Source organism: Kitasatospora atroaurantiaca, assembly GCF_007828955.1.
Taxonomy (GTDB): Bacteria; Actinomycetota; Actinomycetes; order Streptomycetales; family Streptomycetaceae; genus Kitasatospora; species Kitasatospora atroaurantiaca.
Map to the genome: position 1 here is coordinate 6,445,174 of NZ_VIVR01000001.1, position 24,790 is coordinate 6,469,963.

At 72.5% G+C, this 24,790-nt stretch carries 22 protein-coding genes; 7 read left to right on the top strand and 15 right to left on the bottom strand.

Going from position 1 to position 24,790, the window contains the following annotated elements; all coding sequences use genetic code 11:
• Positions 1-20: 20 nt before the first annotated feature.
• Positions 21-1,589, bottom strand: a complete 1,569-nt coding sequence (locus tag FB465_RS28980) for an FAD-dependent monooxygenase (protein WP_145795242.1) — start codon at positions 1,587-1,589, stop codon at positions 21-23.
• Between the two features lie 289 nt (positions 1,590-1,878).
• Positions 1,879-2,208, bottom strand: a complete 330-nt coding sequence (locus FB465_RS28985; protein WP_145797662.1) for an ArsR/SmtB family transcription factor — start codon at positions 2,206-2,208, stop codon at positions 1,879-1,881.
• A 99-nt stretch (positions 2,209-2,307) separates the two neighbouring features.
• Here FB465_RS28985 and FB465_RS28990 point away from each other — a divergent pair, with 99 nt between their 5' ends.
• The 5 genes from FB465_RS28990 (at position 2,308) to FB465_RS29010 (ending at position 7,876) form a co-directional block, all read left to right on the top strand.
• Positions 2,308-3,285 (top strand): quinone oxidoreductase family protein, encoded by a 978-nt coding sequence (locus tag FB465_RS28990; protein ID WP_145795244.1) that lies wholly within the window; start codon positions 2,308-2,310, stop codon positions 3,283-3,285.
• Between the two features lie 55 nt (positions 3,286-3,340).
• Complete coding sequence (locus FB465_RS28995) at positions 3,341-3,874, top strand: GNAT family N-acetyltransferase (RefSeq protein WP_145795246.1); 534 nt, start codon at positions 3,341-3,343, stop codon at positions 3,872-3,874.
• 2 nt (positions 3,875-3,876) lie between these two features.
• A complete protein-coding gene (locus FB465_RS29000; RefSeq protein ID WP_170290711.1) occupies positions 3,877-4,671 on the top strand; it encodes a class I SAM-dependent methyltransferase in 795 nt (264 codons plus the stop codon).
• Positions 4,672-4,724: 53 nt separating this feature from the next.
• Entirely contained in the window at positions 4,725-5,768 is a 1,044-nt protein-coding gene (locus tag FB465_RS29005) for a S66 family peptidase (RefSeq protein ID WP_145795249.1), read from the top strand.
• Positions 5,769-6,001: 233 nt separating this feature from the next.
• Positions 6,002-7,876, top strand: a complete 1,875-nt coding sequence (locus tag FB465_RS29010) for a hypothetical protein (RefSeq protein WP_145795251.1) — start codon at positions 6,002-6,004, stop codon at positions 7,874-7,876.
• 55 nt (positions 7,877-7,931) lie between these two features.
• On the opposite strand, the gene FB465_RS29015 is transcribed toward FB465_RS29010, so the two are convergent.
• From FB465_RS29015 to FB465_RS29030, 4 genes are all read right to left on the bottom strand, one after another.
• Entirely contained in the window at positions 7,932-9,320 is a 1,389-nt protein-coding gene (locus tag FB465_RS29015) for a S53 family peptidase (RefSeq protein WP_145795253.1), read from the bottom strand.
• A 190-nt stretch (positions 9,321-9,510) separates the two neighbouring features.
• Complete coding sequence (fabG, locus tag FB465_RS29020; RefSeq protein ID WP_145795255.1) at positions 9,511-10,269, bottom strand: 3-oxoacyl-ACP reductase FabG; 759 nt, start codon at positions 10,267-10,269, stop codon at positions 9,511-9,513.
• Positions 10,270-10,321: 52 nt separating this feature from the next.
• The gene (locus tag FB465_RS29025) at positions 10,322-11,509 is read right to left on the bottom strand and encodes a thiolase family protein (protein WP_145795257.1); all 1,188 of its coding nucleotides are present in this window, start codon (positions 11,507-11,509) and stop codon (positions 10,322-10,324) included.
• A 46-nt stretch (positions 11,510-11,555) separates the two neighbouring features.
• The gene (locus tag FB465_RS29030; protein ID WP_145795259.1) at positions 11,556-12,704 is read right to left on the bottom strand and encodes an acyl-CoA dehydrogenase family protein; all 1,149 of its coding nucleotides are present in this window, start codon (positions 12,702-12,704) and stop codon (positions 11,556-11,558) included.
• A gap of 123 nt (positions 12,705-12,827) precedes the next feature.
• Between FB465_RS29030 and FB465_RS29035 the strand changes: the two genes are divergently transcribed.
• On the top strand, positions 12,828-13,466 hold the full coding sequence (locus FB465_RS29035; protein ID WP_145795260.1) for a TetR/AcrR family transcriptional regulator C-terminal domain-containing protein: 639 nt from the start codon (positions 12,828-12,830) through the stop codon (positions 13,464-13,466).
• A 10-nt stretch (positions 13,467-13,476) separates the two neighbouring features.
• Here FB465_RS29035 and FB465_RS29040 read toward each other — a convergent pair whose 3' ends face one another.
• From FB465_RS29040 to FB465_RS29075, 8 genes are all read right to left on the bottom strand, one after another.
• Positions 13,477-14,679 (bottom strand): aminoglycoside phosphotransferase family protein, encoded by a 1,203-nt coding sequence (locus FB465_RS29040; RefSeq protein ID WP_170290712.1) that lies wholly within the window; start codon positions 14,677-14,679, stop codon positions 13,477-13,479.
• A 40-nt stretch (positions 14,680-14,719) separates the two neighbouring features.
• Positions 14,720-15,886 carry a nitric oxide synthase oxygenase gene (locus FB465_RS29045; protein ID WP_425461218.1) on the bottom strand — a complete coding sequence of 389 codons (1,167 nt, stop codon included), beginning with the start codon at positions 15,884-15,886 and terminating at the stop codon, positions 14,720-14,722.
• A 128-nt stretch (positions 15,887-16,014) separates the two neighbouring features.
• Entirely contained in the window at positions 16,015-16,722 is a 708-nt protein-coding gene (locus tag FB465_RS29050) for a DUF899 family protein (RefSeq protein ID WP_145795264.1), read from the bottom strand.
• A gap of 152 nt (positions 16,723-16,874) precedes the next feature.
• A complete protein-coding gene (gene egtD, locus FB465_RS29055) occupies positions 16,875-17,846 on the bottom strand; it encodes an L-histidine N(alpha)-methyltransferase (RefSeq protein WP_145795266.1) in 972 nt (323 codons plus the stop codon).
• 20 nt (positions 17,847-17,866) lie between these two features.
• Positions 17,867-18,607, bottom strand: coding sequence for an ergothioneine biosynthesis protein EgtC (egtC, locus tag FB465_RS29060; RefSeq protein WP_145795268.1), 741 nt, complete (start codon positions 18,605-18,607; stop codon positions 17,867-17,869).
• A complete protein-coding gene (egtB, locus tag FB465_RS29065) occupies positions 18,607-19,941 on the bottom strand; it encodes an ergothioneine biosynthesis protein EgtB (RefSeq protein ID WP_145795270.1) in 1,335 nt (444 codons plus the stop codon). Before egtB ends, egtC begins: the two co-directional genes overlap by 1 nt.
• Entirely contained in the window at positions 19,935-21,311 is a 1,377-nt protein-coding gene (egtA, locus tag FB465_RS29070; RefSeq protein ID WP_342791855.1) for an ergothioneine biosynthesis glutamate--cysteine ligase EgtA, read from the bottom strand. The genes egtB and egtA overlap by 7 nt, the downstream gene beginning before the upstream one ends.
• Before the next feature lie 214 nt (positions 21,312-21,525).
• Positions 21,526-22,635, bottom strand: coding sequence for an aminotransferase class I/II-fold pyridoxal phosphate-dependent enzyme (locus FB465_RS29075; protein ID WP_170290713.1), 1,110 nt, complete (start codon positions 22,633-22,635; stop codon positions 21,526-21,528).
• A 151-nt stretch (positions 22,636-22,786) separates the two neighbouring features.
• On the opposite strand from FB465_RS29075, the gene FB465_RS29080 reads away from it, so the two are divergent.
• Positions 22,787-23,344: an antibiotic biosynthesis monooxygenase gene (locus tag FB465_RS29080; RefSeq protein WP_145795276.1), complete on the top strand. Its 558-nt coding sequence runs from the start codon at positions 22,787-22,789 to the stop codon at positions 23,342-23,344.
• Positions 23,345-23,494: 150 nt separating this feature from the next.
• On the opposite strand, the gene FB465_RS29085 is transcribed toward FB465_RS29080, so the two are convergent.
• Positions 23,495-24,658 (bottom strand): winged helix DNA-binding domain-containing protein, encoded by a 1,164-nt coding sequence (locus FB465_RS29085; protein ID WP_145795278.1) that lies wholly within the window; start codon positions 24,656-24,658, stop codon positions 23,495-23,497.
• Positions 24,659-24,790 lie beyond the last annotated feature (132 nt).

Here is a 24,790-nt window from a genome sequence, read left to right on the forward strand (position 1 = left end):
CGTCATCGGGTGCTGGGCTGTCAGGGGGTTGCCGACCCGGTGATTGCGGTGAGGGCGCGGTGGAGGGTGGCGTCGCTCGGTGGGCGGTCGCGCCAGCGGGCGCCGATGTGGCCGTCAGGTCGGATGAGCAGCGCACCGTGCGGGCGGAGGCCGCAGAGGTCGGTGTGCTCGTTGGGAAGAGTCTCGATGCGCAGTGGCCATGGTGCTGCGGTGTGTTGCTCCCAGCGGGTGGGGTCCGGGGTGAGCAGGGTGAACCATTCACCGAAGGCGTCGAGCGTGGAGCGGTTGTACCCGAGCCAGAGATGTGGCATGCGATGGCCTGGCTCGGGGGTGGGGACGTAGTCCGTGCCCCTTTCGCCCAGTTCGGGTGGGGTGCCGTTGTCGGTAAGGACGGCGTCAGAGTCGTAGGTGACGCCGAGCACGAGACCGAGCTGGGCGAAATACCGTTCCGACCACGGCAGTTCGATCTGGGCCGCCGTTTTCTCGCCGGTTTGGAGCTGGTCTCGGCGCCGGTTCTGGACTTGGAGCATGAGCTGGGTGTTGGCCACCGCTTGGCGGAGTGTCTGGTGGGCGACGGGTCGCCGTTCCGTCTCGTAGGTTTCCAACAGGCTTGGTTCGGCCCACCCTTGGAGAACGCCCGCCAGTTTCCAGCACAGGTTGTGCACATCGGCGACGCCGGCGTTCATGCCCAGGCCCCCGATGATGGGGACCGCGTGCGCGGCATCGCCGGCCAGCACGATCCGGCCGTGGAGGAAGCGTTCGGCGACGAACGCGTTCATGGCCCAGTGCTGAACCCGCAACACGTCGGCCTGCACGTCGGCGCTGGGACCGAGGGCGCGCGAGACGAGGCCGGGCCAGTCGGCCCGCGCAGCGTCTTCGGGTGTGGGACCGAACCAGGCCCAGCCTCCTTCGGGGTAGAGCGGGGCGAATGATCCGTGCGCGGTGAGGTAGACCCCGGCAGGCTGTTGGGCGCACCAGCGGTTGAGGTCGGCGTCGAACACGACAGTGGTGAAGCCCCCCATCACCCCGGGGCCGGTGGAGTCGACCCCCAGCAGTTGCCGGACGGTGGAGTTCGCGCCGTCGGCAGCGAGTACATAACGGGCATGGACGCGGATCTCGTCACCGCGTTGGTGGTCGACGAGCAAGGCCACGACGCTGTCGGTTTCTTCGGCCAGGTCGATGAGCTCAACCCCGAACCGCACTTGTGTGTCTGCTCCGGCGAGCAGGATGGGTTCCAGCCGATCCTGCGAGGTGACCGCGCCGATCACGGGACTCTCGGGTACCGGCGCGTTGACCCCGACCATCGCCGCTGTGGCGAAGTCGCGGTCGTACAGGGTGTCGCGGAAGCGGATGCGGCCGTACTCCGGTGCGAACGCGCCGGCCGTGATCTCGGCAGCAAGCCCGAGCTGACGATAGATCTCCATCGAGCGCACGTTGACCAGCCGGGACCGTGGAAACGGTGACAGCTCGCCGTGTTTCTCGACCAGCAATACCCTCACGCCCCAGCGTTCCAGTAGCGCCCGGGCGGTGAGCCCGACCGGCCCGCCACCGACGATCAATACGTCCGTCCTGGCGCTGGCTACGGGCATGTCGAGCTCCTCCTGCTCACCTCGGGCCTGTCGGGGCATTCGGTGACTGTGACAGGCAGGCGGTCGGCAACTCGGCCGGGCCGGTGACGCAGCCGCGCTCGACGTTGACCTGAACCGCCATGAGGTCAATCATCCGCACCCTGCGGCCGACCGCAATGTCCGCGCGTCGGCATACACCCGAACGTGCTCAGTCAGGTACACGGCTGGTCAGCCGTCGACCCGGACACGTTGAGTCCGGAGAATGGGGCGCCACCGCAGTCCGCGGTCCGGCAGGCCATGTGCCGGGCTGCTAGTGCTCCTCGCGCAGGACCAGGTCGAGCAGGCCCGGGAAGCAGGCGTCGAACTCCTCGCGCCTGAGCCGGTTGAGGCGCTTGGGGCCCTGATCACGTTGCTCGACCAGGCCTGCGGCGCGCAGCACCGCGAAGTGGTGGCTGAGGGCTGCCTTGCCGACGGGTACGTCGAAGCTGCCGCAGCCGCGCGACCACTCGGCGGCTCCCGCCAACTCGCGGACGAGCTGCAGCCGTACGGGGTCGGCGAGGGCGGCGAGCGCGGTGAGTAGGGGGACGTCCGCGGGGTGGGTGTGCACCGGCGCGGCGCGGTGGCTGCTGCGGTCTGCCATGTCTCCCACGTCTCGATCCCCTTGCCGAGTGTTCGATCTGAATCATACGCTCCGAGTGTTCGCTTTTCTTTGAACACTTGTCGAAGGGTGCCTGCTGCCATGCGTGCGATCGAGTTCCAGGAGTACGGCGGTCCGGAGGTCCTCAAGGTGGTGCAGGCCGAGGCCCCCGAACCGGGCCCCGGCGAGGTGAGCATCGACGTCGCGTACGCCGGCGTGAACTTCGCCGACCTCAAGGCGCGCGCCGAGGGCTACCGGGTCCCGTCGCTGCCCTTCCGTCCGGGCCTGGAGGTCTCCGGACGTGTTCGCGCGGTCGGCGCGGGTGTCGAGGGGATCCGGCCGGGGCAGGAGGTCGCCGCGCTCACGGGAGGCGGCGGGTACGCGGAGGTCGTCGTCACCGCCGCGGCGACCGTCTTCGCACTCCCGGAGGCCGTGAGCCTGCGCACCGGAGCCACGCTGCCGACGGTGCTGCCGACCGCGCACGCCCTGCTGCACGAGGTGGGCCGTCTGCGGGCGGGCGAGACCGTGCTCGTGCAGGGCGCGGCGGGCGCTGTCGGCACGGTCGCAGGCCAGTTGGCGAAGGCGGCGGGTGCGGGCGCCGTGTACGGCGTCGTGTCCGAGGCTGCGAAGGCCGAACACGCACTCAAGTACGGCTACGACGAGGTCTTCGTCGGCCCGGGCTTCGTCGACGACGTGCAGCGTGCCACCGGCGGACGAGGCGTCGACCTCGCCCTGGATCCGGTCGGCGGCGACACGCTCCGCCGCAGCCTGGACGCGCTCGCCGTCTTCGGCCGCCTCGTCTCCTTCGGCAACGCGAGCTCTGCGGAGCCCTGGCAGGTGGGTCAGCCCGAGCTGTACCCGACGGGCCGCTCGGTCTCCGGGTTCTCCATCCTCTCCCTGGCCCAGACGGCGCCCGGCTCACTGCGCGAGCTCGCCGAGCGCGCTTTCCGCAAGGTCGCCGACGGTACGGCCGAACTCCCCGTCACGGCAGAGTTCCCCCTCGCAGACGCAGCAGAGGCACACCGCCTGATCGGCAGCCGCACCAGCACCGGCAAGCTCCTTCTGCGCGTCGGCGCCTAGCACCCGCTCGTAATCCGCTTGCCCGTGAGGTGGCGTGTCGGATAGAACGCGTTACATGCTGCGTGGCGAGAAGATCGGGCTCCGGGCCCGGCACGAGGTGGACGGTCCGATCCTGCACGCCGAGCTCTACGACGACGTCGCCACCCGGTCGCGGGCCGACTCCCGCCCGTGGCGGCCCGTCTCGCCCGGCTCCGCCGCAGCGCCGTACGGGATCCGCGATCCCGCCGACGACGCGGCCTTCTTCTCGGTCGTGGATCTCGCCGACGGCGAACTGGCGGGCGAGGCCCTGCTGTGGGGCATCGACGTGCACAACAGGACGGCCCACCTGGGCATGTCGCTGCGCCCGGCCTTTCGAGGCCGAGGGTTGGGCGCCGATGTCGTCCGCGTCCTCTGTCACTACGGCTTCACGGTCCGCGGCCTGAACCGGCTCCAACTGGAGACGCTCGCCGACAACACCGCCATGATCCGAGCCGCCACCCGTGCCGGCTTCACCCACGAGGGCACCCTCCGCCGCGCGGCCTGGGTCACCGGCGCCTTCGCCGACGAGGTCGTCCTCGGCCTGCTCGCCACCGAGTGGAACGGGAACTGACCGTGCCCGTCCACTCCGGTGAGTACCTGAGGCTGGGCCCGCTGCAGACCCGCATCAAGACCCACCGGCGGTACAGCGAGCACGTCGACGACGTCGAGGCCGCCGTGATGGCCCAACTGTGGCTTCAGCCCCGGGAGTCACTGCTGGACGTCGGGTGCGGCACGGGATCGTTCCTCGCACGGCTGCGTGACTCGGGCCACAGCGGTCCGCTGAGTGGTCTCGACTCCTCACCTGCAGCTTCCCTGGCCTGCGCGGAGATCCGGGGAGTCCGGGCCGTGGTCGGGGATGCGGTGCAACTACCTTTCCCGAATGCCGAGTTCGATGCCGTGACCGCGCGGCACATGCTGTACCACGTCTCCGACGTGCCGGCAGCGCTGCGCGAAACCAGCCGCGTGCTCCGTGCCGGGGGACGGTTCGTCGCCGTCGTGAACCATGCCGACGTGACTCCGCGGATCGCGTCCGTGGTGCGGGAGCAGGCGGCCCGTCACGGCGCGACACCGTCGGTCTCTCCCAATGCGGAGGTGAACTCCGCCTCCCTGCCCGCGCAGATGGCCGAGGTATTCGGTCCTGTGGACGTGGTCGCGCACGACAACAGCCTCGTCTTCGATACGCCGGAACCGGTCGTCGCGTTCGGGCAGGCGTTGATGAACTTCTACGGCGTGGGTGACGACTCACCCGAGCAGGAGGCGGTGGCCGCAGGTATCGAGCAGGCGGTCCGTGCCTGGTTCGCGCGGAACTCCGGCCCCTGGCGCGATCCGAAGGGGTACGTGGTCTGTACGGCTCGCCGCCGTGACTGATCCCAGCCGAAAATCACTCCAGCTCAGGGCCCGGCCGAGTCTACGATCCGGACATGACAGAGCTCAGTTACCCCGCCAAGCCCCGCCCGGGTGACCGGGTTGCCATCCTCTCGCCTGCTTCCGGTCTGCCCGCCGTGTTGCCGCTCCCGCATGAACTCGGACTGCGCAGGCTGGTGGAGGAGTTCGGGCTGAAGCCGGTGGAGTACCCGACCACCCGTCAGCTCGGTGCGAGCCCGCAGGCGAGGGCGGCGGACATCCACGCGGCCTTCGCCGACCCTGAGATCAAGGCGGTGATCGCCAGCATCGGCGGCGATGACCAGATCACCGTCCTGCCCTACCTGGACAAGGAGTTGATCCGGGCGAACCCCAAGCCCTTCTTCGGCTTCAGCGACAACACCAACCTGCTGGTGTTCCTGCGCAACCTCGGCATCGTCGGCTACCACGGCGCAAGCGTGATGATCCAGTTCGGCCGGGCCGGCGCCATGCACCCGCTGACGGCCGACTCCGTCCGAGCAGCGCTGTTCACCTCCGGTGAGTACGAGCTGACGCCCTCGCCGGACACCAACGACGTGGAGCGGCGCTGGGAGGACCCGCGCACCTTCGACTCGGAACCCGTGATGGAGCCGGCCGAGGGCTGGACCTGGCACAACCCGGACCGCGTCGTCGAGGGCCCGAGCTGGGGCGGCTGCGTGGAGGTTCTGGCCGGGATGCTGATGGCCGACCGGGAGATCCGGCCCGCGCAGGAGTACGCGGGCGGGGTGCTCTTTCTGGAGACCTCCGAGGAACTCCCGTCGGCGGGGGACGTCTACCGGATCCTGCGGGGCATGGGGGAGCGCGGCCTGCTGCAGCAGTTCCCGGCGCTCCTGATGGGGCGGGCCAGGGCCTGGTCGTTCGAGCGGCCCCTCGGCCCGGAGGAGCGCAGTCGCCACCGCGCAGACCAGCGGGCCGCCGTCCTGCGGGCGCTCGGCGAGTACGCCCCCGCGACCGTCGCGGTCTTCGACGTCGACCTGGGCCACACCGACCCGCAGCTGGTGATCCCGTACGGCGGCCGGATCCGCGTCGACGGCCCGGCGCGCCGGATCACCGTCACATACTGACCGGCGGTCACCGCACCGCCCCGGGCCCGTTCGCACGCCATCGGCTGAGCGGCCGTCAATCGCTCCGCCCGCCGCCCGGGGCTTCGCAGGTCGGTGGCCGGCATGATCGTGCCCCCGGCCTGGATCGGCCGAGGGATCACACCGTATGGTGGCGAGATCGGGCGTGGTGGCGGGCACCACTGGACAGGCGTCGCTCAGGCGGCGGGGCGGGGCGGTGACCGGCGGTGGCTGACGTGACATCGACCTCCGGGAGTGACGGGTGGCCCTCCGTCACCGAGGAGACGACCGAGCTGCCCCCGTTCGACGTCACTGTCACGTTGAGCGATGCGGTGCCGCCGAGCGAGCGCACCGCCGTGCTGCCGCCGATCACCGACTTCGAGGAGACGGTGCCGTCGACCGGCTGGACCGCGACCATTCCGGTGATCAGACCGCAGCAGGCCGCCGTGGCGCCCGCCGCCAATCCGGCCCCGGCTGCGCCCCAGGCTCCGGCCCCGGCTCCGGTTCCGGCAGCGACCCCGGCGCCGCTGGGCGTCGGTGCCGGCCCACGCGGCCGGATCCTCGTGGTCGAGGGCGGTTACGGCGCATCAGGCCGACGCCACTGGGGGCGCAACGGATCGGCCCAGGCGCCCGTACTGTCGGCGATGCTCGCCGCGGTCTCGCCGCAGATCCTGCTCGCCGTGGACTCGGTGGACGCCGTCCACCTGCCCGGCGCCGCCGATCCGCAGAGCGTCCTGGCCCATCTGCGGGCGGCCGCCAGGCACCCCGGGCCGCTGCTCGTCCACCTTGGCGGGCACCTGGTCGCCGACCGGCGCGGTGGGCACCTGTACCTGACGCTGCGTGACTCCAAGGCCGGTACGGTACGTCAGGACGGCCTCCCCTGGCAGGCCATCGCCGCGGAGCTGCGGCACCGCCCGGCGGAGTGGGACACCCTGGTGATCGCCGACCTCAGTGCGGACCAGGCCGCCTGGCCGCAGCTGCAGAGCGCCATCACCCCGCTCGCGGACGGCCTCCCGCTGTGGGCGGTGGTCAGCCCGGACCCGGAGCAGATCGGCACCTTCACGCGCGCCCTGATCGAGGCCCTGCACGGCGGCCGCCCGGGAGCGGAGGCCGTCCTCGCACCCGAACAGCTGCGGCAGCAGGTGCACTCGGTGCTGCGCCCCGACGTGATCATCCTGTCCTCGCACCCCGCCGACCGGCCGATCTTCCGCAACACCGCCCGCCGACTGGGCGAGGGCCCGGCGGAGAACCGTCCGTACGAGGGCCCGCGGCCCTCCGCCGTTCTGCCGAAGCCGCAGGGACGGGCGGCACAGCCGCGCCCGGCCTCGGCGAACCCGGTGATCCTCGCCAAGGCCCCGGCCCCGGCCCCAACCCCGGCCCCGGTTGCGCCACCCCGCCGTGGGGTGACGCTGCTCAAGGCGGGCGTGCCCCCGACGCCGCCGCGCCCGCCACGGCCGGTGTCGCTGCTGAAGGTGAGCGACCTGCCGGAGCCGGCGCCCATGCTCGCGGAGCCGATCGCCGGCCCGGTGACCCTCACGAAGCCGCAGCCGCAGCCGCAGCCCGAGCCGGAGCCGAGACCGGAGCCCGTCCAGGACCCGGCCCCGGCGAGCCCCCCGGTGACCGCCCCGGTGAGGCTCGCGAAGGCGGCCGCAGCACCCGAGACGCCCGCAGCCGACTACCGGGAGGCGATCGGCCGGATCGTCCGCAGCGCCGACGCGGGCGAGCACGCCACCGCCGCCGAACTCGCCCTCGAGCTCGAGCGGCAGGCGGTGGCCGCACACGGCCCGGTGGCCCCGGCGGTCCTGCAGGTACGTCAGGTCCGCGCCCACGTCTCCCGGCTCGCCGGCCTGCTGCCGCTCGCGGCCGAGATCTACCGTGAGGTCGCGCTCACCCTGCTCCGCTCGCAGGGCCCCGACCACCCGGAGACCCAGCAGGCCGCGACCAACGCCGAGGCCTGCTGGCGCGCGATCCCGGACCGGGTCGAGGCGATTCGCGTCGCACCGGAGATCATCGAACTCCGCGCCTACCTCCCGGGCCCGGAGGGCCGAAAGCTCCGCGCTGCCGAGCGCTACCTCAAGCAGCTCGCGGCCACCCCCCAGCCCGAGAGCTGAAAATGAGGTGCCCGGCCCCACCCACGGGACCGGGCACCCGAGAGAACGACCCCGCTTACCGCCCGGCGATCGCGTGCACGAACCGCGCCGCGTCGATCGTGCCGAGGCCCGACGCCAGGTCGTACCCCTTCGCGGCCTGGTAGCCGGTGACGGCGTTCCAGGAGTTGTCGCCGGTGGTCACATCGGTGATGCCGCTCCACTGCGAGGGCAGCAGGCCCAGGCCGTAGAGGCGCCAGTTGAGCTGCCCGAGCCGGTACCCGGCCAGCTGGTCGGCGAGTGCGACGACACCCGAGAAGATCGGGGTGGCCTCGCTGGTGCCGCCGGTCAGGTGCCAGCCGACGCGGGTGGGGTCGTACGACTCGTACGTCCAGGCCGCGCCGTCGACCGCCGCGCTCATGCTGATGTCGGGCGTGCCACGGTGGTTGCCGGTGACGTTGGCGACGGACGCCTGGTACCACGGGCGCTCGAAGACGCCGGAGACGCCACCGCCCGCCGCGCCGTAGTCGTCGTGCCAGACCTTGTCGGCGGCGGTGCGCTTGCCGTCGTTGTCCAGCGTCATCTGGGTGCCGCCGATGGAGGTGACCAGCGGGTCGGAGGACGGCCAGGAGTTGACCTTGTACGGGTACAGGTCGCTGCCGTTCTCCATGGCGTCCGTCGCGCCGTTGTCGCCGGAGGCGGCGAGCACGGTGACGTTGTGGGCCGCCGCGAACTGGAAGGCGTACCGCAGGTCCTTGATGGACTTGAAGTCGCCCTTGTCGAAGCCCGGGAAGGTGTTCTCGGTGGCGCCGAAGCTCTGCGAGATCACGTCCGCCCGGCCCGACTTGATGAGGGCCTTCTCGGCGTCCATCATCTCGGGCAGGCCGGTGACGCCCTCGGTCTCGGCGACGCCGGTCTCGACCAGGACGATGTGCGCGTCCGGGGCGATCGCGTGGGCGTACTCGACGTCCAGGGTGGTCTCACCGGCCCAGCCGGTGTGGTCCTCGTTGGTGGGGTCGAAGGGCGGGACGTTGCCCCACTTGACCACCTCGACCTGGGTGTCCGGGATGCCCCACTGCTTGTCGAAGACCTCCAGGTCGTGCTGGATGGTCGGCGAGCCGAAGGAGTCGACGATCACGATCGTGCGGCCCTTGCCCGTGACGCCCTCCTTGTAGAGGGGGCCGAGGTTGTACGCGGTGCGGTACTGCAGCGGCGAGTAGCAGTGGATGCCGATCTGCGAGACGCAGTCGGAGGTCGATATCGGGGCCACTCGCCCGGTGGCGTCGATGTGCCCGCTGGAGGCCGGACGCACGTGCACGGTCGGCACACCGGCCCGGTGACCGGCCAGGGTCGTCGTCTGGACGGTGACGGTGGCGCCGGTCAGGGCGGTGGCCCCGACGGCGAGCAGTGCCAGCGTCCGTGCGGCCGTGGAGCGTCGGGGACCCGCGGTGGCGGGATTGGTGCCCATGGAACTCCTTCGGAATGGAGGAGCCGACCATGGCGGTCGGCCCCGTAATCCCATCGGCCCGAGCGTGATCGTTCCATAGTCAGATCGGAGGCTGTTGGCATGGCCCCTACCGGCCACCGGAACAGGTAAAGGCCGACCCGGGATTTGGTAAGTCCGGTCCCGGGTCAGCCTACTGACGTGTCATCAGATGTCAGCGCGCCCCGCCGTTGACGTACAGCGTCTGGCCGCTCACGTAGCTGGAGTCCTCGCTGGCCAGGAAGGCCACCACCGAGGCGATCTCCTCCGGCTGCCCGACCCGGCGCAGCGGGGTGCGCTCGGCCACCTGGGCCTGGTGGTCCTCGGGCGTGGCGCCGACCCGCTCGGCGGTCGCGGCGGTCATCGAGGTGGCGATGTAGCCGGGGGCGACGGCGTTGACGTTGATGTTGTACGGCCCGAGCTCGATCGCCAGGGTGGCGGTCAGCCCCTGGATGCCGGCCTTGGCGGCGGCGTAGTTGGCCTGGCCCCGGTTGCCTAGTGCCGAGCGCGAGCTGAGCGAGACGATCTTGCCGTACTTCTGCTTCACCATGTACTTCTGCGCCACATGGCTGCAGTTGTAGGCGCTGGTCAGGTTGACGGTCAGGACGGTGTCCCAGTCGGCCTTCGGCATCTTGAAGAAGAGGTTGTCCCGGGTGATCCCGGCGTTGTTCACCAGGATGTGCAGCGCACCGAGCTCCGCGACCACCGCCGCGAAGACCGCGTCCACGGCGTCGTAGTCGGCCACGTCGCAGCCGTACGCCTTCGCCGTGCCGCCCTTGGCGGTGATCGCGTCGACGGTGGCCTGCGCCCGCTCGGCGGTGAGGTCGACCACGGCGACGGTCGCGCCCTCCTCCGCGAGCCGCAGCGCGGTTGCCGCCCCGATGCCCTGTGCGGCGCCGGTGACGACGGCGACCTTGCCTGAAAAACGAGTCACAGCTGTCTCCCTCGAACCTTCGAACATGCGAACCCTCGAAACCTTCGGACTGTCAGACGTTTTCGACGAGTACGGCGGTGCCCTGGCCGACACCCACGCACATGGTGGCCAGGCCGCGCCGCGCGCCGGTCCGGCGCATCCGGTGCAGCAGGGTGGTCAGGATCCGGGCACCCGAGCCGCCCAGGGGGTGGCCCAGGGCGATGGCGCCGCCGGACGGGTTGACCAGGTCCGGGTCGAAGCCGAGCTCACCCACACAGGCGAGGGCCTGAGCGGCGAAGGCCTCGTTGAACTCGGCCTCCTCGATGTCCTCCACGCGCCAGCCGAGCCGGTCGAGCACCTTGCGGGTGGCGGGCACCGGGCCGATGCCCATCACGTCCGGGTGCACCCCGGCCGAGGCCCCGGCGGCGTAGCGGCCGAACGGCTCCAGCTCCAGGTCGCGCAGCGCCTCCTCGCTCACCAGCAGCAGGGCCGCAGCGCCGTCGTTCATGGGCGAGGCGTTGCCGGCCGTCACCGTGCCGCCGGCCCGGAAGACCGGCTTGAGCCGGGCGAGGCGCTCCAGCGTGGTGTCCTCGCGGATCGACTCGTCCCGGCCGACCGTCACGCCGTCCGGCCGGACCACCGGCAGCAGCTCCGCGTCGAAGTGCCCGTCCTTGCGGGCCGCCGCGGCCCGCTGGTGGCTGCGCAGGGCGAACTCGTCCTGCTGCTCGCGGGTGATCCCGTACCGGGCCGCCACCTCCTCGGCGGTCTCGCCCATGCTGAGCACGCCGTGCAGGTCCTTCATGCGGGGGTTGGTCAGCCGCCAGCCGAGCCGGGTGTCATAGGTCTCGATCTTGTGCGGCAGCGCCTCGTCGGGCCTGGGGAGGACGAACGGCGCCCGGGTCATCGACTCGCAGCCGCCGGCGACCACGATCTCGGCCTCGCCGGAGCCGATCGCCCGCGCGGCCGTGGTGACGGCCTCCATGCCGGAGGCGCAGAGCCGGTTGACGGTGGCCCCCGGGACGCTCTCCGGCAGTCCGGCGAGCAGGACGGCCATCCGGGCGGCATTGCGGTTGTCCTCGCCCGCCTGGTTGGCGGCGCCCCAGTAGACGTCGTCGATCCGGGCCGGGTCCAGCCCGGGCACGTCGTCGAGCAGGCCTCGCAGTACGGCTGCCGACAGATCGTCGGGCCGTACGGTGGACAGCGCGCCGCGCAGCCGCCCGATCGGGGTGCGGCGGGCGGCGGCGAAGTAGACGGGACGCACTTCGTTGGGCTCCTCTACTCGGATGCTCGGAGAGCGTTTCTGGGTCTCAGAATGCGTTGATGCCGGTCAGGGATCGCCCGATCAGCAGCTTGTGGATCTGGCTGGTGCCCTCGTACAGGGTCATCACCCGGGCGTCGCGCAGGTACTTGCCGACGGGGTACTCGTCGATGAAGCCGTACCCGCCGAAGACCTGCAGCGCGTTGTTGGCGGCGCGCACGGCCGCCTCGCTCGCGAACAGCTTCGCCACCGACGACTCGGTGGCGAACGGCAGCCCGCGCTCGATGTGGTCGGCCACCCGCCAGGTCAGCAGGCGGGCCGCCTCGACGTCGACCGAGATGTCCGAGATCAGCTCCTGCACCAGCTGGTACGAGGCGATCGGCTTTCCGAACTGCTCGCGCTCCTTGGCGTACCCGACGGCCGCCTCCAGGCAGGCGCGGGCGATGCCGACACAGCCGGCCGCGACCGACATCCGGCCCTTGGCCAGCGCGGCCATCGCCACCGTGAAGCCCTTGCCCTCGGCGCCGAGCCGGGCGCTGTCCGGCACCCGTACGCCGTCCAGGACGAGCTCCGCCGTCGCCTGGCCGCGCAGGCCGAGCTTGCCGTGGATCTCGCGGCGCTCGAAGCCCGGCAGGTCGGTGGGGACGAGGAAGGCGGTCACACCCTTGTGCCCGGCCTCTCCCGTGCGGGCGAAGACCAGGGCGACCTGGGCCCAGGTCCCGTTGGTGATGAACATCTTGGCGCCGGTGATCAGCCAGTCGTCGCCGTCCCGCACCGCCCGGGTGGTCAGGTTGGCGGCGTCCGAGCCGGTGCCCGGCTCGGTGAGGGCGAAGCAGGCGAGCGCCTCGCCGGAGGTGAGCAGGGGCAGCCAGTGCCGCTTCTGCTCCTCCGTCCCGTACGCGTTGACCGACTTGCCGACCAGGCCGAGCGAGACGGAGACGATGCCGCGCACCGAGGAGTCGCCGCGGCCCAGCTCCTCGAGCACCAGGCAGTACGCCAGGTGGTCGCCGCCGCTGCCGCCGTACTCCTCGGGGATGGTCAGGCCCAGGAAGCCGAGCTTGCCCAGCTTGCCCACGATCGCCCGGTCCACCGACTCGGCGCGGTCCCACTCGGCGGCGTGGGGCACGATCTCGCGGTCCGTGAACTCGGCGGCGAGCTCGCGCACGGCGGCCTGCTCCTCGGAGAGCTCCAGGTTCATGGCGGCGGACCTCATTTAAACTAGCGGTGCAAGTTTTAATCCGGACTCTAGCCCGGCCCACGCCTTCTGTGAAGGGCCACCTGTCAGAATGCACGGATACCCACCCGAGCGGAGGAAACGACGATGGCGCGCCCGCGCACACCCCTGCTGAGCCGTGAGCGCATCGTCGTGGCAGCCCTCGTCCTGGTCGACGCCGAGGGCCTGGACGGGCTCTCCACCCGCCGCCTCGCCACCGAGCTCTCGGTCAGCGGCCCCTCGCTCTACAACCACTTCGCCACCAAGGACGAGTTGCTCGACGCCGTGGTGGACAGCGTGATGGGCGAGGTGGACCTCTCGATGTTCAGCGCCGCCACCGACTGGCGGACCGCCCTGCGCGACTGGGCCCGCTCCTACCGCGCAGCGCTGGCCGCGCACCCCAACATCGTCCCCGTGCTCGCCCAGGGCCCCGGCCGCCGCCCCAACGCGCTGCGCCTCGCCGACGCCGTCTTCGGCTGCCTGGTCGACGCCGGGTGGCCGCGCGGACAGGCCACCCGGATCGGCGCGCTGATGCGGTACTTCATCACCGGCTCCGCCCTCGGCTCCTTCGCGGCCGGCTTCCCCGAGGACGCCGAGCTCTACGCGGCCGAGTACCCGCACCTCGGCGAGGCCCACCTGCTGGCCGAGCACCAGCGCCGGATCGACGAGGGCGCCTTCGAGACCGGCCTGGAGGCCCTTCTCGACGGCCTCGACCTCCGGTACCGGCGCACCGTCACCTCAAGCTGAGGCGACCACCTCAGACTGCCGAGGCGATCGCCGCGCGAAGCTCGGAGGCCGGGTCACCCTCGTGGTAGATCCGCTCGCTCGCCTCGATGTTGTCCAGGAACTCCTGGTACCGCACCGCGTACGCCAGGTGCATCAGCGGCTCGGCGATCTCCAGCGCCCGCCCGGGGTCCGCACCCGGCAGCTGCGCCGACCAGGCCTGCGTCCAGACCTCCCGCACCTGCTCCCAGCGGTCGGCGGACAGAAAGGCGCGCGGCCGCAGGCCGTCGAAGGCCGGGTGGCCCAGGTAGCTGTCGGAGAAGTCCACGACGACCGTGTCACGCCCGTCGGAACGCCAGTTGCCCGGATGGAAGTCGCCGTGCACCACGGTCTCCGGCAGCCCGCAGGCCGCCAACTCCTTCACCATCCCGGGGAGTTCCTCCGCCAGGCGCCGCACCCGCGCCAGCTCGTCCGCCGAGAGCTCCTGGACGGCCTCGCCCGCCAGCAACGCCCGCACCCCGCCGATCAGCGCCTGGGGCGTACGGTCCGGCAGGCCGGCGGGCGACTGCCCGGCCAGCGCCGCCTGGGCCGCGACCAGCCGGCCGACCGCCGACAGCATCGAGTCCTCCGGCACGCCCCAGCAGTCCTGGCCCGGCACATGGTCGAGCAGCACCCGGCGGCCGGCGGTGTCCGCCGCCAGGACGGTCGGGACGAGCGTCGCGTCCACCGACCCGAACAGCTCGATCACCTGCGCCTCACACGCGCCGAACCGAGGGGTCGTCTTCAACCACACCGGGCCGCCGCCCGTCGGAATGCGGTAAAGCCCGGACAGGTTCCACGTCTTCACCTGCTCGACCGGGCCCACGGCGGGCCGCCCGGCCGCCCGCAAGGCGTCGTCCGCCCAGCTCAACGCCGACCGCAGCCCCTCGGGGGTGGCCCAGTCCGACCGCAGTGCATCGGGCGAGAGCGTGGCGTCGGAAGCCTCCAGCGCGATGACGGGCCGCCGCAGCGCCTCCGCGTGGTAGGTCACGTGGCCGCCGCGACCGTCCTCGCCCCCCTCGACCGAGACCAGCCGCAGCACCAGCGCGGGCACACCCAGCTCCGCCTCCAACTGCTCGGCGACCGGGCCGACATCGTGCCAACGGGGCGTCGCCACCTCGAACGGTCCGACGGCGCCGAGCCGTTCGCCCTGCCACGTCACCAGCACCGTCACCGTACGCCCCGCCGTCTGAACCATCCGCGCAGTCTCAGGCGCTCCCGCCGATCGCGCAAGCGAATTACCAGGGCTCCCGGGCCAGGAAGGCCGGCCGGAGTTCGGGATCCACCGGGTCGTAGTACCGGTGGTACACCGGCGTCAGCCCGCCCGACACCGGCGGGACGATCCAGCTCCAGTCGGCGGGGGTCGGCCGGCCCAGCCGCTTCTCCTGGGCGATGTGCTTCAGGAAGCGCTCCGACTCGGTGTGGTGGTCGGCCATCGTGACGCCGGCCTCCTGGAACGAGTGCAGGACGGCGATGTTGAGCTCGACCAGGGCGCGGTCCCGCCACAGCGTCCGGGAGGTCGAGGTGTCCAGGCCCAGCCGGCCGGCCACCTCCGTCAGCAGGTTGTAGCGGTCGGCGTCGGCCAGGTTGCGGGCGCCGATCTCGGTCCCCATGTACCAGCCGTTGAACGGCGCGGCCGGGTAACGGATCCCGCCGATCTCGAGGGTCATGTCGCTGATCGCGGGCACCGCGTACCAGCGGAGTCCGAGCTCGGCGAACCAGCCGTGCTCGGGGTGGCTGAGCGGCACCTCCAGCGCGGCGTCGTCCGGCACCTCGTACCAGTGGGGGGCGGCCCCCGCCCGCTCCTGGATGAGCAGCGGCAGCACCTCGAACGGCTCCTCGCCGCACTTCCAGCCCAACTCCCGTGCCCGCGCGGCCAGTACGGCCCCCGCCGGGTCGCCGATCCACCTGCCGTCCGGTCGTGGATGGCCCGCGTACCTGACCAGCTGCTGGTTGACGATCCGCGGCGCCGGACGGCCGGGCCGGTCCGGGGCGAAGACGGTGATCACCGGACGGATCCGGCCGCCGTTGGTGGCCGCCCGGAGGTGCTCGAAGCACTGCTCGGCCATCCCGTCCGGCGAGCTGACGTGTCGTAGGTCGCGCACCACCAGGCTGCGCCAGTACAGCCGCCCGATGCAGCGGGCCGCGTTCCGCCAGGCCAGTTTGGCGCCGAAGGCGAGCTCCTCCGTGGTGTGCACGTACGTGCCGGTGCGCTCGATCTCCGCCACCACCTGACGGACCCTCGGCGCCGGGTCGCTCTCGCCGGGCTGCTCGAGGTGGAACTGCCGGACGAAGGCGACGGCCTGGCCCACCACCGAGCGGTCGTCGGGTACCGACGGAGGCTGGGCGTAGGGGCACACCCCGGCCGGGGCGGTCTTGCGAGTACGAAGCCGACTGAAGATCAAGGACACATCCCTCCCAGGTCCATGGGTACCGGATGTGTGTCCTCGGGCGCGCAGAGTGAGCGAATCGGGCCCCGAGCTGGGCGATCGGCGCTATGGTGCCTCGGACGGCCGCCGGCGTCCCGAACGCGTCAGTCGTACTCGAGGCGGGGCATCCAACTGCCCTCGCGGCCCGCCGGGGTGCGGTCGACGACGGCCCAGAGCGGCCACATGAAGTCGACGTGCCGCGGGTGCTGGCCGGGCTCGGTGTCGACGAGCTGCAGCTCGCTGCTCCAGAAGTGGTGGATCCTGCCGCCACGGCGGACGAACACGGTCGCCACGGCGGACTGCGCGCCGTCCGCATCCTCGGCGAGGTAGTCGACGTTGAACGTCGTGCGCCGCGAGGAGAGCAGCCGGACGTTCCGCCAGCCCCGGGCGCGCGCGTGCGCACCGAAGCGCTCGACCGGGGCCTTGGCGACGACGGCGAAGTTGACGTGCTGGGTGATGTGCGGGACGGCGCCGTCGATGCCGTCGATGATCGACGTGCAGACGGGGCAGGGCGTTTCCGCCGGCTCGTTTCGTCCCGGCAGGTACATGAAGCTGTAGAGGAACAGCGCGTCCTTCCCGTCCTCGAACAGCTCCGAGAGCCTGACGTCGAGGACCGTGCCGACGCTCGGATCCCACGCGTCGAACGAGTAGTCCAGGCGGACCTCGCCCCCGAGCGGAAGCCGCCGGCGCTGGGCGGCCACGGCCTCGGTCTGCCGGCGCAGCTCGATCTCCGCCCGGAGCAGGTCGTCGCGCGCCCGGCGGTACGCGTCGCTCTCCCGGGGCAGCCGTGACCAGTGCAGTGGACCGTCCATCGGATCTCTCCTCTGCCGTCCCCTCCACTCTGCGTCCGCAGCCGGAGCGCCGCGCGCCAACCTGCGGGGGCCGCCAAGGGCGTCCGCCAGTAGGTGGGCCAACCACAGGCATGCCCACTCCTGATCGATGGCCCACCTACCCGGCGGAGCCGCTACGCAGGCACGGCGAGCGACAGCCCGAAGCGTCCCTCCTCGTCCGTCCACCACTCGGAGAGCCGCAGCCCGGCCGCCGCCAGCTCCTCGGCCACCCGGGCCCGCCGGAACTTCGCGGAGACCTCGGTCCGCAGCTCCTCGCCCTCGTCGAAGTGCACCGGCAGGTCGAGCGCGGGGATCTTCACGGTCTGCGACCTCAGCGACCGCAGCCGCATCTCGATCCACTCCCGCTCGGCGTCCCAGAGCGCCACATGTTCGAACATCTCGGGGTCGAAGTCGGCCTCCAGCTCACGGTTGAGCACGTTCAGCACGTTCTTGTTGAAGGCCGCCGTGACACCGGCCGAGTCGTCGTACGCGGCCACCAGCACCGCCGGATCCTTGACCAGGTCGGTGCCGAGCAGCACCGCGTCGCCGGGCTCCAGCGCGCCGCGCAGGGTGCTCAGGAAGTCCGCCCGCTCGGCGGGCAGCAGGTTCCCGAGCGTGCCGCCGAGGAAGGCGACCAGCCGGGGGCCGCCGCCGGGGGGCAGGCCGAGGCCGTGGGTGAAGTCCGAGACCACCGCGTGCACCGCGAGGTCCGGGTACTCGGAGGTCAGCGCCTTGCCGGCGGCCTCCAGCGCGCTCTCGCTGACGTCCACCGGCACGTACGCCTTCAGGGTGCCGAGTTCGCGCAGTGCGTCCAGCAGCAAGCGGGTCTTCTCGGACGAGCCGGAGCCGAGCTCCACCAGCGTCCTGGCCCGGGTGGCGGCCGCTATCTCGCGGGCCCGGGCGGTGAGGATCTCGCGCTCGGCCCGGGTCGGGTAGTACTCGGGCAGCCGGGTGATCTCCTCGAACAGCTCGCTGCCCCGGGCGTCGTAGAACCACTTCGGCGGCAGCCACTTGGGACTCGCGGTCAGGCCGTGCTGCACGTCATGCCGTAGGGCATGGCTGAAGTGGTCGGCGGGCAGCAGGCGGGTGAGGTCAAAGGTACTCACGGCGAGGCGTCCTCTCGCTTTCAGTCGATGGTTTGCGCGGTCACGCCGTCGGCGGTGGCGACCAGCAGTGAACGGTCGGGCAGGTGGATCCAGCCGGGCTCGTCGTCGGACGGTTCCGAGGCGACCAGCACGCCGCGGCCCGGATCGGACCGGTAGCAGAGGGTGTCGCCCCAGGTGGTGGCGGCGATCGAGACTCCGTCGGTCAGCAGCAGGTTGAGCCGGGCGTCACCGTGCTCGGCGACCTCCCGGACGGTGCTCGCCAGCGCTTCGCCGAGCGCGGCGCCCTCGCGCAGCCGGTGCAGCACCAGGGCCCAGACCAGGGCCGAGTCGGTGCGGGCCTCCAGCGCGAGTAGCTCGGCCGGCGGCAACGTGGCCGCCAGGTCGCCGAGTTGCCGCGGCCAGCCGGGCAGGGCGCCGTTGTGGCTGAACAGCCAGCGCTCGGCGACGAACGGCGCGGCCGCCGCCTCGCCCGCCGCACAGCCGTCAGTGGCGGAGCGTACGGCGGCGAGCAGCGCCCCGGTCCGCACGACCCGGGCGAGGTCGGCGAAGCCGGCGTCCGCCCAGATCGGCCCGGCCCGCCGGTAGCGGGCCGGCACCGGGTCCGCGTCGGCGTACCAGCCGACGCCGAAGCCGTCGACGTTGACGGTGCCGTACTTCTGGTTCTGCGGCGCCCAGGACTGCCGGTACAGACCCAGCGGGGGGTCGACCACCAGCCGCTGGATCGGTACCGACGGGCCCAGGTAGGCGAGATGACGGCACATCAGTTCTGTTCCACGGTACGGGCGGTGCGGAAGCCGGCGAAGATCTGCCGCCGGATCGGGTAGTCCCAGTTGCGGAAGGTCCCCCGGCAGGCCACCGGCGCGACGGCGAAGCAACCGCCGCGCAGCACCTTGTACTCCGGGCCGAAGAAGACCTCGGAGTACTCCCGGTACGGCCAGGCCCGGAAGTCCGGGTACGGCCGGAAGTCGCTCGCCGTCCACTCCCACACGTCACCCATCAGCTGGCGCACCCCGTACGGTGAGGCGCCCGCCGGGTAGCTGCCGACGGGGGCCGGCTGGAGGTGGCGCTGGCCGAGGTTGGCGTGCTCGGTGCCGGGCTCGCCGTCGCCCCACGGGTAGCGGCGCGAGCGGCCGGTGGCGGGGTCGTGCCGGGCGGCCTTCTCCCACTCGGCCTCGGTCGGCAGCCGCCGGCCCGCCCAGCGCGCGTACGCGTCGGCCTCGTACCAGCTGACGTGGAGCACCGGCTCCTCGTCCGGTACGGGCTCGACGGTGCCGAAGCGGCGGCGCAGCCACTGGCCGCCGTCCCGGCTCCAGAACAGCGGGGCCGTCAGACCGGCCCGGTTGCGGTGCTCCCAGCCCTCCGGCGTCCACCAGCGCGGGTCCTGGTATCCGCCGTCGGCGATGAACCGCTGGTAGGCGGCATTGCTCACGGGAGTGGTGTCGAGCAGGAAGTCCGGCAGGTCGACCTGGTGGGCGGGGCGCTCGTTGTCCAGGGCCCAGGGCTCGGTGTCGGTGCCCATCGTGAACGGGCCGGCGGGTATCAGCACCTCGGCCGGGAGATCCTCGGCCTGCGCCGGAGCCGGGGGCGGCGGCGCGGTGAGCGCGACCGGACCCTGGCGGAGCTGGTGGGTGATCAGCATCGTCTCGTCGTGCTGCTGTTCGTGCTGGACGATCATGCCGAAGGCGAAGCCGTCCCGCAGCAGCGGCGGCCCTTCGAGGGGGCTGGCTGCCAGCAGGTCGAGTACCCGGCCGCGCACCTCGTGGGCGTACTTGCGGGCCTCGTCCGGCGGGAGCAGCGGCAGGCTGGGGCGTTCGGCGCGCGGGTGCTCGAAGGCGTCGTAGAGCGGGTCGATCTCGGGGTGCAGCGGGTCGCGGCCGCCGACGTTGCGCAGCAGCCAGAGCTCCTCCTGGTTGCCGATGTGCGCGAGGTCCCAGACCAGCGGCGACATCAGGGGGGAGTGCTGGGCGGTGAGGTCGCGGTCGTCGATGCAGTCGGTGAGGCCGGCCGTGCGCTCCCGGGCGGTGAACAGCTCGGCGGCGATCCGGTCGCGCAGGGCGTCCGTGCCGGTGTCAGGCGTCGGATCTGCGTTCAGCATGGTGCGGTCTCCTGGAAGACGGGGTCGGCGCCGGCGCGCAGCGCGTCCAACTGGTCGTCGGCGGGGCAGCGGCCGCGCGCCGGGTAGCGTTCGGCGAACTCGGCCAGCGTGGTGCGCAGCCGGCCGGAGCCGGGGCGCCGGGCGAGGGCCTGGTCGGCGGCGCCGAAGCAGGCGAGCGCGGCCCGGCGCAGTCCCGGGTCGGTGACCGCGAGGGTGGCCGCCCGGCGCCACAGCTCGGTCCGGGGCGGGCAGAGCTCCTCGGCCGCGCCCAGCGGTTCCAGCGCGGCCAGCGCCGTGTCGGCGGCCACCGGGTCGTCCAGCAGCGCGGTGACCAGGGCGAGTGGCGCGAGCCAGCCGTCACCGGGTTGGGCGTCGATCATGCGCAGCTCCAGATGGCCGCGCGGACGGACCGGCGGGAACAGCGTGGTCCGGTGGTAGTCGAGGTCGGCCAGCGTGGGGCGGCGGTCGCCCGCACCGCGCAGCCAGTCGCGGAAGGTGAGCCCGGCGGGGGCCGTCCACGGCTGCCCGTCGGCGCGGCGCACGCAGAGCACCTCGGCGTCCAGGACGTAGCGGGCCCAGCTCTCGCGCGGGTCGCCGTCCGGGACCGAGGGCGCGAGGGTGCGGCTCGGATCCATCCGGGACCAGACCATCTGGCGGGTGGAGCGGTAGCCGGTCGGCCGGCCGTCCAGCAGGGGGGAGTTGGCGAAGGCGGCGACCAGCACCGGCCCGAGCAGCTGGGCCAGCCGCCAGCGCGCCGAGAGCGACTGTGAGCCGGCGTCCGTGCCCGAGTCCACGCAGACCTGGACGGAGGCGGTGCCGCACATCATGATCCGGCCCCAGGGCCCGGCCCGGTCGAAGTGCTTCTCCATGGCCAGGTAGCGGGGGTGGTCCAGTTGCATCCGGCGCTCGCGGGCCAGCGGGTCGGTGCCGGAGCCGGTGAGCCGAAGGCCCTGCGCGGCGAGGGCGGTCCGCAGGGCCGCCTGGTCCAGCAGCAGGTCCTCGGCGCAGCGGGCGGGGTTGTCGGCGGGCTGGGAGCTGAGCTCTACCTGGCCGCCGGGCTCACGGGTGAGGCGGGCGCCTGCCGGGAGGTGCGGGTCATCGGGGTACTGGCCGTCGGGGTGCCGGCCGTCGGGGTACTGGCCGTCGGGGTACCGGCCGTCGGGGTACTGGCCGTCGGGGTACTGGCCGTCGGGCTGCGCCGCCGGGGCCGTCACGGCCGCCAGGGCGTCCGCGATGCGCCGCGGATCGACGAGTAAATCAGGACATCGTGCGTCGTGGACGAACCACTCGGCCTCCACCCCCACCAACCGGGGAGGACCGATCTTGAAACAGATGCCCGCCAGGTGCATCTCGGCCGTGGACTCCGTCAACGGCGTGACACTGTCGGGCGTGACGCAGTCAGGCGTCACGCTCGGTTGCAACGGCTTCGGTGCCGGGTGTTGCAGGGGCGTTCGGTTCGGGCGTACGGGTATCACCGGACTCACCATCCTCGGTTCGCGATTGCGGCCCGGTTCTTCCTGCTCAGTCTGCTACGGACCAAACATGTGTGCTTCTCATGGGACGTTCTCGCTGGTCAAAAGCGCGTCACGGGCCGGTCAAACGGGTGAGCGCGGCCCGCAGCAGCGGAAGCGGGAGCGCGTAGTTCAGCCGCAGGCAGCCGCGCCAGGACGGGCCGAAGTCGGCGCCGTCGGCGAGCTCCACGCCACGCTCCGTGAGCAGTTGCTCGCGAGCCCGGTCGGCGGACAGGCCGAGCGCGGTGGCGTCCAGCCACACCAGATAGGAGGCCTCCGGGCGGGACAGCACGGCCTCCGCCAGCTCGCCCAGGACGAGATCCCGGGCGCTGACGAGGTTGCCGAGCAGCGTCTCCAGCCACGGGCCGCCGTGCCGGAGCGCGGTGTGCTGGACGACCTGTTCCAGCAGCCCGCCCTCCCAGAGGCCGTACCCCGCCATCAGGCTGAGCAGCCGCTCGCGCAGCCGCGGGTCGGGGACGAGCGCGAAGCAGCTCGGGATGCCCGAGGTGTTGAAGGTCTTGCCGACGGAGTTGAGCGTCACGGCGTGCCGGGCGAACTCCCCGGCGGCGTCCACGGCGACGGGGTGACGAAGCCCGTGGTCGGGGTGGACGAGGTCGCTGTGGACCTCGTCCGAGAGCAGCAGCCCGCCGGACTCGGCGGCCGACTCGGCCAGCGCCCGGATCTCGGCCCGCGTCCAGACCCGCCCGGACGGGTTGTGCGGGCTGCTGAGCATGACGAGGTCGGCGCCGGCGAAGGCCGGGACGGGGAGCCTGTAGCCGTCCGAGTTCCGGGCCAGCGGCACCTCGCGGTGGGGCAGCCCGGCGGCGCGGCAGAGCTGGGCGAAGCCGCCCCACTCGGGGCTCGGGAACAGCACGGGACGCCGGGGCGCCGCCGCCTCCAGCAGCAGCCGCAGGGCGGTCCTGGGGCTGAACGGCAGCAGCAGCACCCAGTCCGGGTCGACCGCCACGTCATGGCGGTCGCGGTACCAGTCGGCGACCAGGCCGCGGCCGCGCGGATCGCAGACCGTGTACCCGAACGCGCTGTGCCCGGCCCGGGCAGCGAGCGCCGCGCCGATCTCGGGCGGGCCCGGCAGGTCCATGTCGGCCAGACCCAGCGCGATCCTCCCCGCCCCGGCCCTGGCCCACTTGCTGCTGCCGGTACCGCTGCGGTCGAACAGCTCCATCGCACGGCTCCCTGCGGACGGGGTACGGGCTGCCCACGCTACCCGGGCGCCCGGGGACCCACCGGCAGGACGTGGACCCGGCGCTTCGTCAGATCGCGGGGGGCCGGCTCGAACGGCGTACTCTGCTGGTGATCCGGAACGGGAGCACGGCATGAGCGACGGTACACGGGCGGGGGAGGAGGTCACCCTCTTCGTGGCGCGACGGGTCGACCCGGGCCACGAGGAGGACTTCGACCGCTGGGCCCGGGGCACCCTGGGCGCGGCCGCCGAGCACCCCGGCAACCTGGGCACGGGCCTGCTGCGGCCGGCCGGCCCCGGCGAACCCTGGCACCTGCTCCTGCACTTCCAGGACGCCGAGGCCTTCCGGGGCTGGCAGGAGTCGCCGGCCCGCGCGGCCTGCTTCGCCGAGATGGACGGGCATCACGTGGAGGTCGCCCGGCGCGAACTCCTCGGTATGGAAGGCTGGTTCGCCACCACGCCGGCCGGCGCCCATCGCACCCCGGCCCCCCGCTGGAAGATGGCGGTCGCGTCGACGCTGGCCATCGCGCCGCTCACCATCCTGGCCAACCTGTTCCTGACCCCGCACCTGCTGAGCCTTCCGGTCCCCGTCCGCTCGCTCGTCCTGGCCCCGGTGCTGAGCGTCCTGATGACCTATCTGGCACTGCCGGCGGCCACCGGGCTGCTGCGCCGCTGGCTCTTCCCCTCGTAGGCGGGAACCGCCAGGTGAGGCTTCGGGCCAACCACAAGGGGCGCGGGGAACTGCGCGAGATCGGAAGGCAACGGCCTGCAGCCTCCCGCCTCGCGCAGCTCCTCGCGCCCCTGGGATGCCCGATCCTGATCGGTTGCCCCCGGAACCCCGTCACCCGGAGAGCCGGCGCTCCAGCGGGGTGCGGAACCGCGGGGTGACCCGGGTGGTGCCCAGCCAGGCCTGCAGCCCGGCCGCCTCGGCCGCGACCGCCGCCTCGGCGTCCGCACCGACCTCCTCCAGGTACTCCAGAGCGAGCTCTCCGTCGGCCCGCTGCGCCCAGCCGCCGACGATCCGGCCGTTCCACCACACCGTCGGCCCGATGTTGCCCGAGCGGTCGAAGAGTTCGGCCCGGTTCTCGGTCGGCAGGTACCAGTCGCGTTGCCGCCAGCCCATCGGGGTGGGGTCGAGGGCCGGGAGCAGGGCCGCCCAGGGCGCGGGCTCGGGGACGGGATCGGTGGCGTCGGCCAGCACGAAGCCCGTGCCCTCCGTCAGGTCGACCGGGACGGCCTCGCAGGCGGCCAGCGCGGCCCGGACCTCGCGCAGGCCCCAGCCCGTCCACCACTTCACGTCCTCCTCGGTGGCCGGGCCGTAGGAGGCGAGCCAGTGCCGGACCAGCTCCGCCTGCGCCGCCGCGACCGGTAGCTCGGGCAGGGCCTCCCGCAGGGCCCACTGATGCTGCCCGCTGGTCCAGCCTCCGATCGGACGGTCGCGGACGATCGAGCCCTCCATGCCCATCACGCGCAGCAGCCGCACACCGATCGTCTGCTTCGCCTCGTACGGCTTGCCGGCGGCGACCGTGATCGCCTCGCGCAACTCCGGGACCAGCTCGCCGAGTCGGGCGCCGGTAGCCTGGCCGGCCTCGCCCAGCGCGGCCAGCGTCCGCTGCTCCGTCTTCGCCAGCCAGGCCGCGTCGAAACCGCCCTCGGCCGCGAAGGCGAGCAGGCCGCGCCGCTCCTTCTCGGCCACCTTGCGCATGGTGGACGCCTGGACGACGGGCGCCAGCTCCGCCGGGAAGACGAAGAGCGTGTGCCGCATTCCGTGCATCCGTACCAGGGTGCGGTCCTCGTAGAGGGCCCGCTCCAGCGCGGCCGTACCGGGCCGGTCGAGCCGGGCGCCGGTGGAGAGGAAGACCGTCGCGGGGTCGGTGGCGTGCAGCGCGACCACGGCCTGGGCCACTTGCTCGGGCGAGGTGCAGCGGTGTGCCGGGGCGAGCAGGTGGCGCATGGCCAGGCGGGCTCGGCGCTGGGCGGTGTCGATCTTCGGGCGGGCGCTCATGCGGGGCCTCCGGGCGGGTTCGATGCGGTGCCGTCCCGAGAGTCTCATGACGCACCGTCAGTGCCGAGATCGGGAGCGCTCCCATGGAGTTCACCTCGTTCGAGACTTGAACTGCGTCATAACGCTTGACGG

Bases quoted from the DNA above. Each gene is read 5' to 3' on its own strand.
- FB465_RS29050 (WP_145795264.1), bottom strand. From the start codon at position 16,722: ATGGACGGTCCACTGCACTGGTCACGGCTGCCCCGGGAGAGCGACGCG.
- egtC (WP_145795268.1), bottom strand. From the start codon at position 18,607: ATGTGCCGTCATCTCGCCTACCTGGGCCCGTCGGTACCGATCCAGCGG.
- FB465_RS28985 (WP_145797662.1), bottom strand. From the start codon at position 2,208: ATGGCAGACCGCAGCAGCCACCGCGCCGCGCCGGTGCACACCCACCCC.
- FB465_RS28995 (WP_145795246.1), top strand. From the start codon at position 3,341: ATGCTGCGTGGCGAGAAGATCGGGCTCCGGGCCCGGCACGAGGTGGAC.
- FB465_RS29035 (WP_145795260.1), top strand. From the start codon at position 12,828: ATGGCGCGCCCGCGCACACCCCTGCTGAGCCGTGAGCGCATCGTCGTG.
- egtB (WP_145795270.1), bottom strand. From the start codon at position 19,941: ATGCTGAACGCAGATCCGACGCCTGACACCGGCACGGACGCCCTGCGC.
- FB465_RS29005 (WP_145795249.1), top strand. From the start codon at position 4,725: ATGACAGAGCTCAGTTACCCCGCCAAGCCCCGCCCGGGTGACCGGGTT.
- FB465_RS28980 (WP_145795242.1), bottom strand. From the start codon at position 1,589: ATGCCCGTAGCCAGCGCCAGGACGGACGTATTGATCGTCGGTGGCGGG.
- FB465_RS29075 (WP_170290713.1), bottom strand. From the start codon at position 22,635: ATGGAGCTGTTCGACCGCAGCGGTACCGGCAGCAGCAAGTGGGCCAGG.
- FB465_RS29085 (WP_145795278.1), bottom strand. From the start codon at position 24,658: ATGAGCGCCCGCCCGAAGATCGACACCGCCCAGCGCCGAGCCCGCCTG.
- FB465_RS29030 (WP_145795259.1), bottom strand. From the start codon at position 12,704: ATGAACCTGGAGCTCTCCGAGGAGCAGGCCGCCGTGCGCGAGCTCGCC.
- FB465_RS29080 (WP_145795276.1), top strand. From the start codon at position 22,787: ATGAGCGACGGTACACGGGCGGGGGAGGAGGTCACCCTCTTCGTGGCG.
- FB465_RS29040 (WP_170290712.1), bottom strand. From the start codon at position 14,679: ATGGTTCAGACGGCGGGGCGTACGGTGACGGTGCTGGTGACGTGGCAG.
- FB465_RS28990 (WP_145795244.1), top strand. From the start codon at position 2,308: ATGCGTGCGATCGAGTTCCAGGAGTACGGCGGTCCGGAGGTCCTCAAG.
- FB465_RS29015 (WP_145795253.1), bottom strand. From the start codon at position 9,320: ATGGGCACCAATCCCGCCACCGCGGGTCCCCGACGCTCCACGGCCGCA.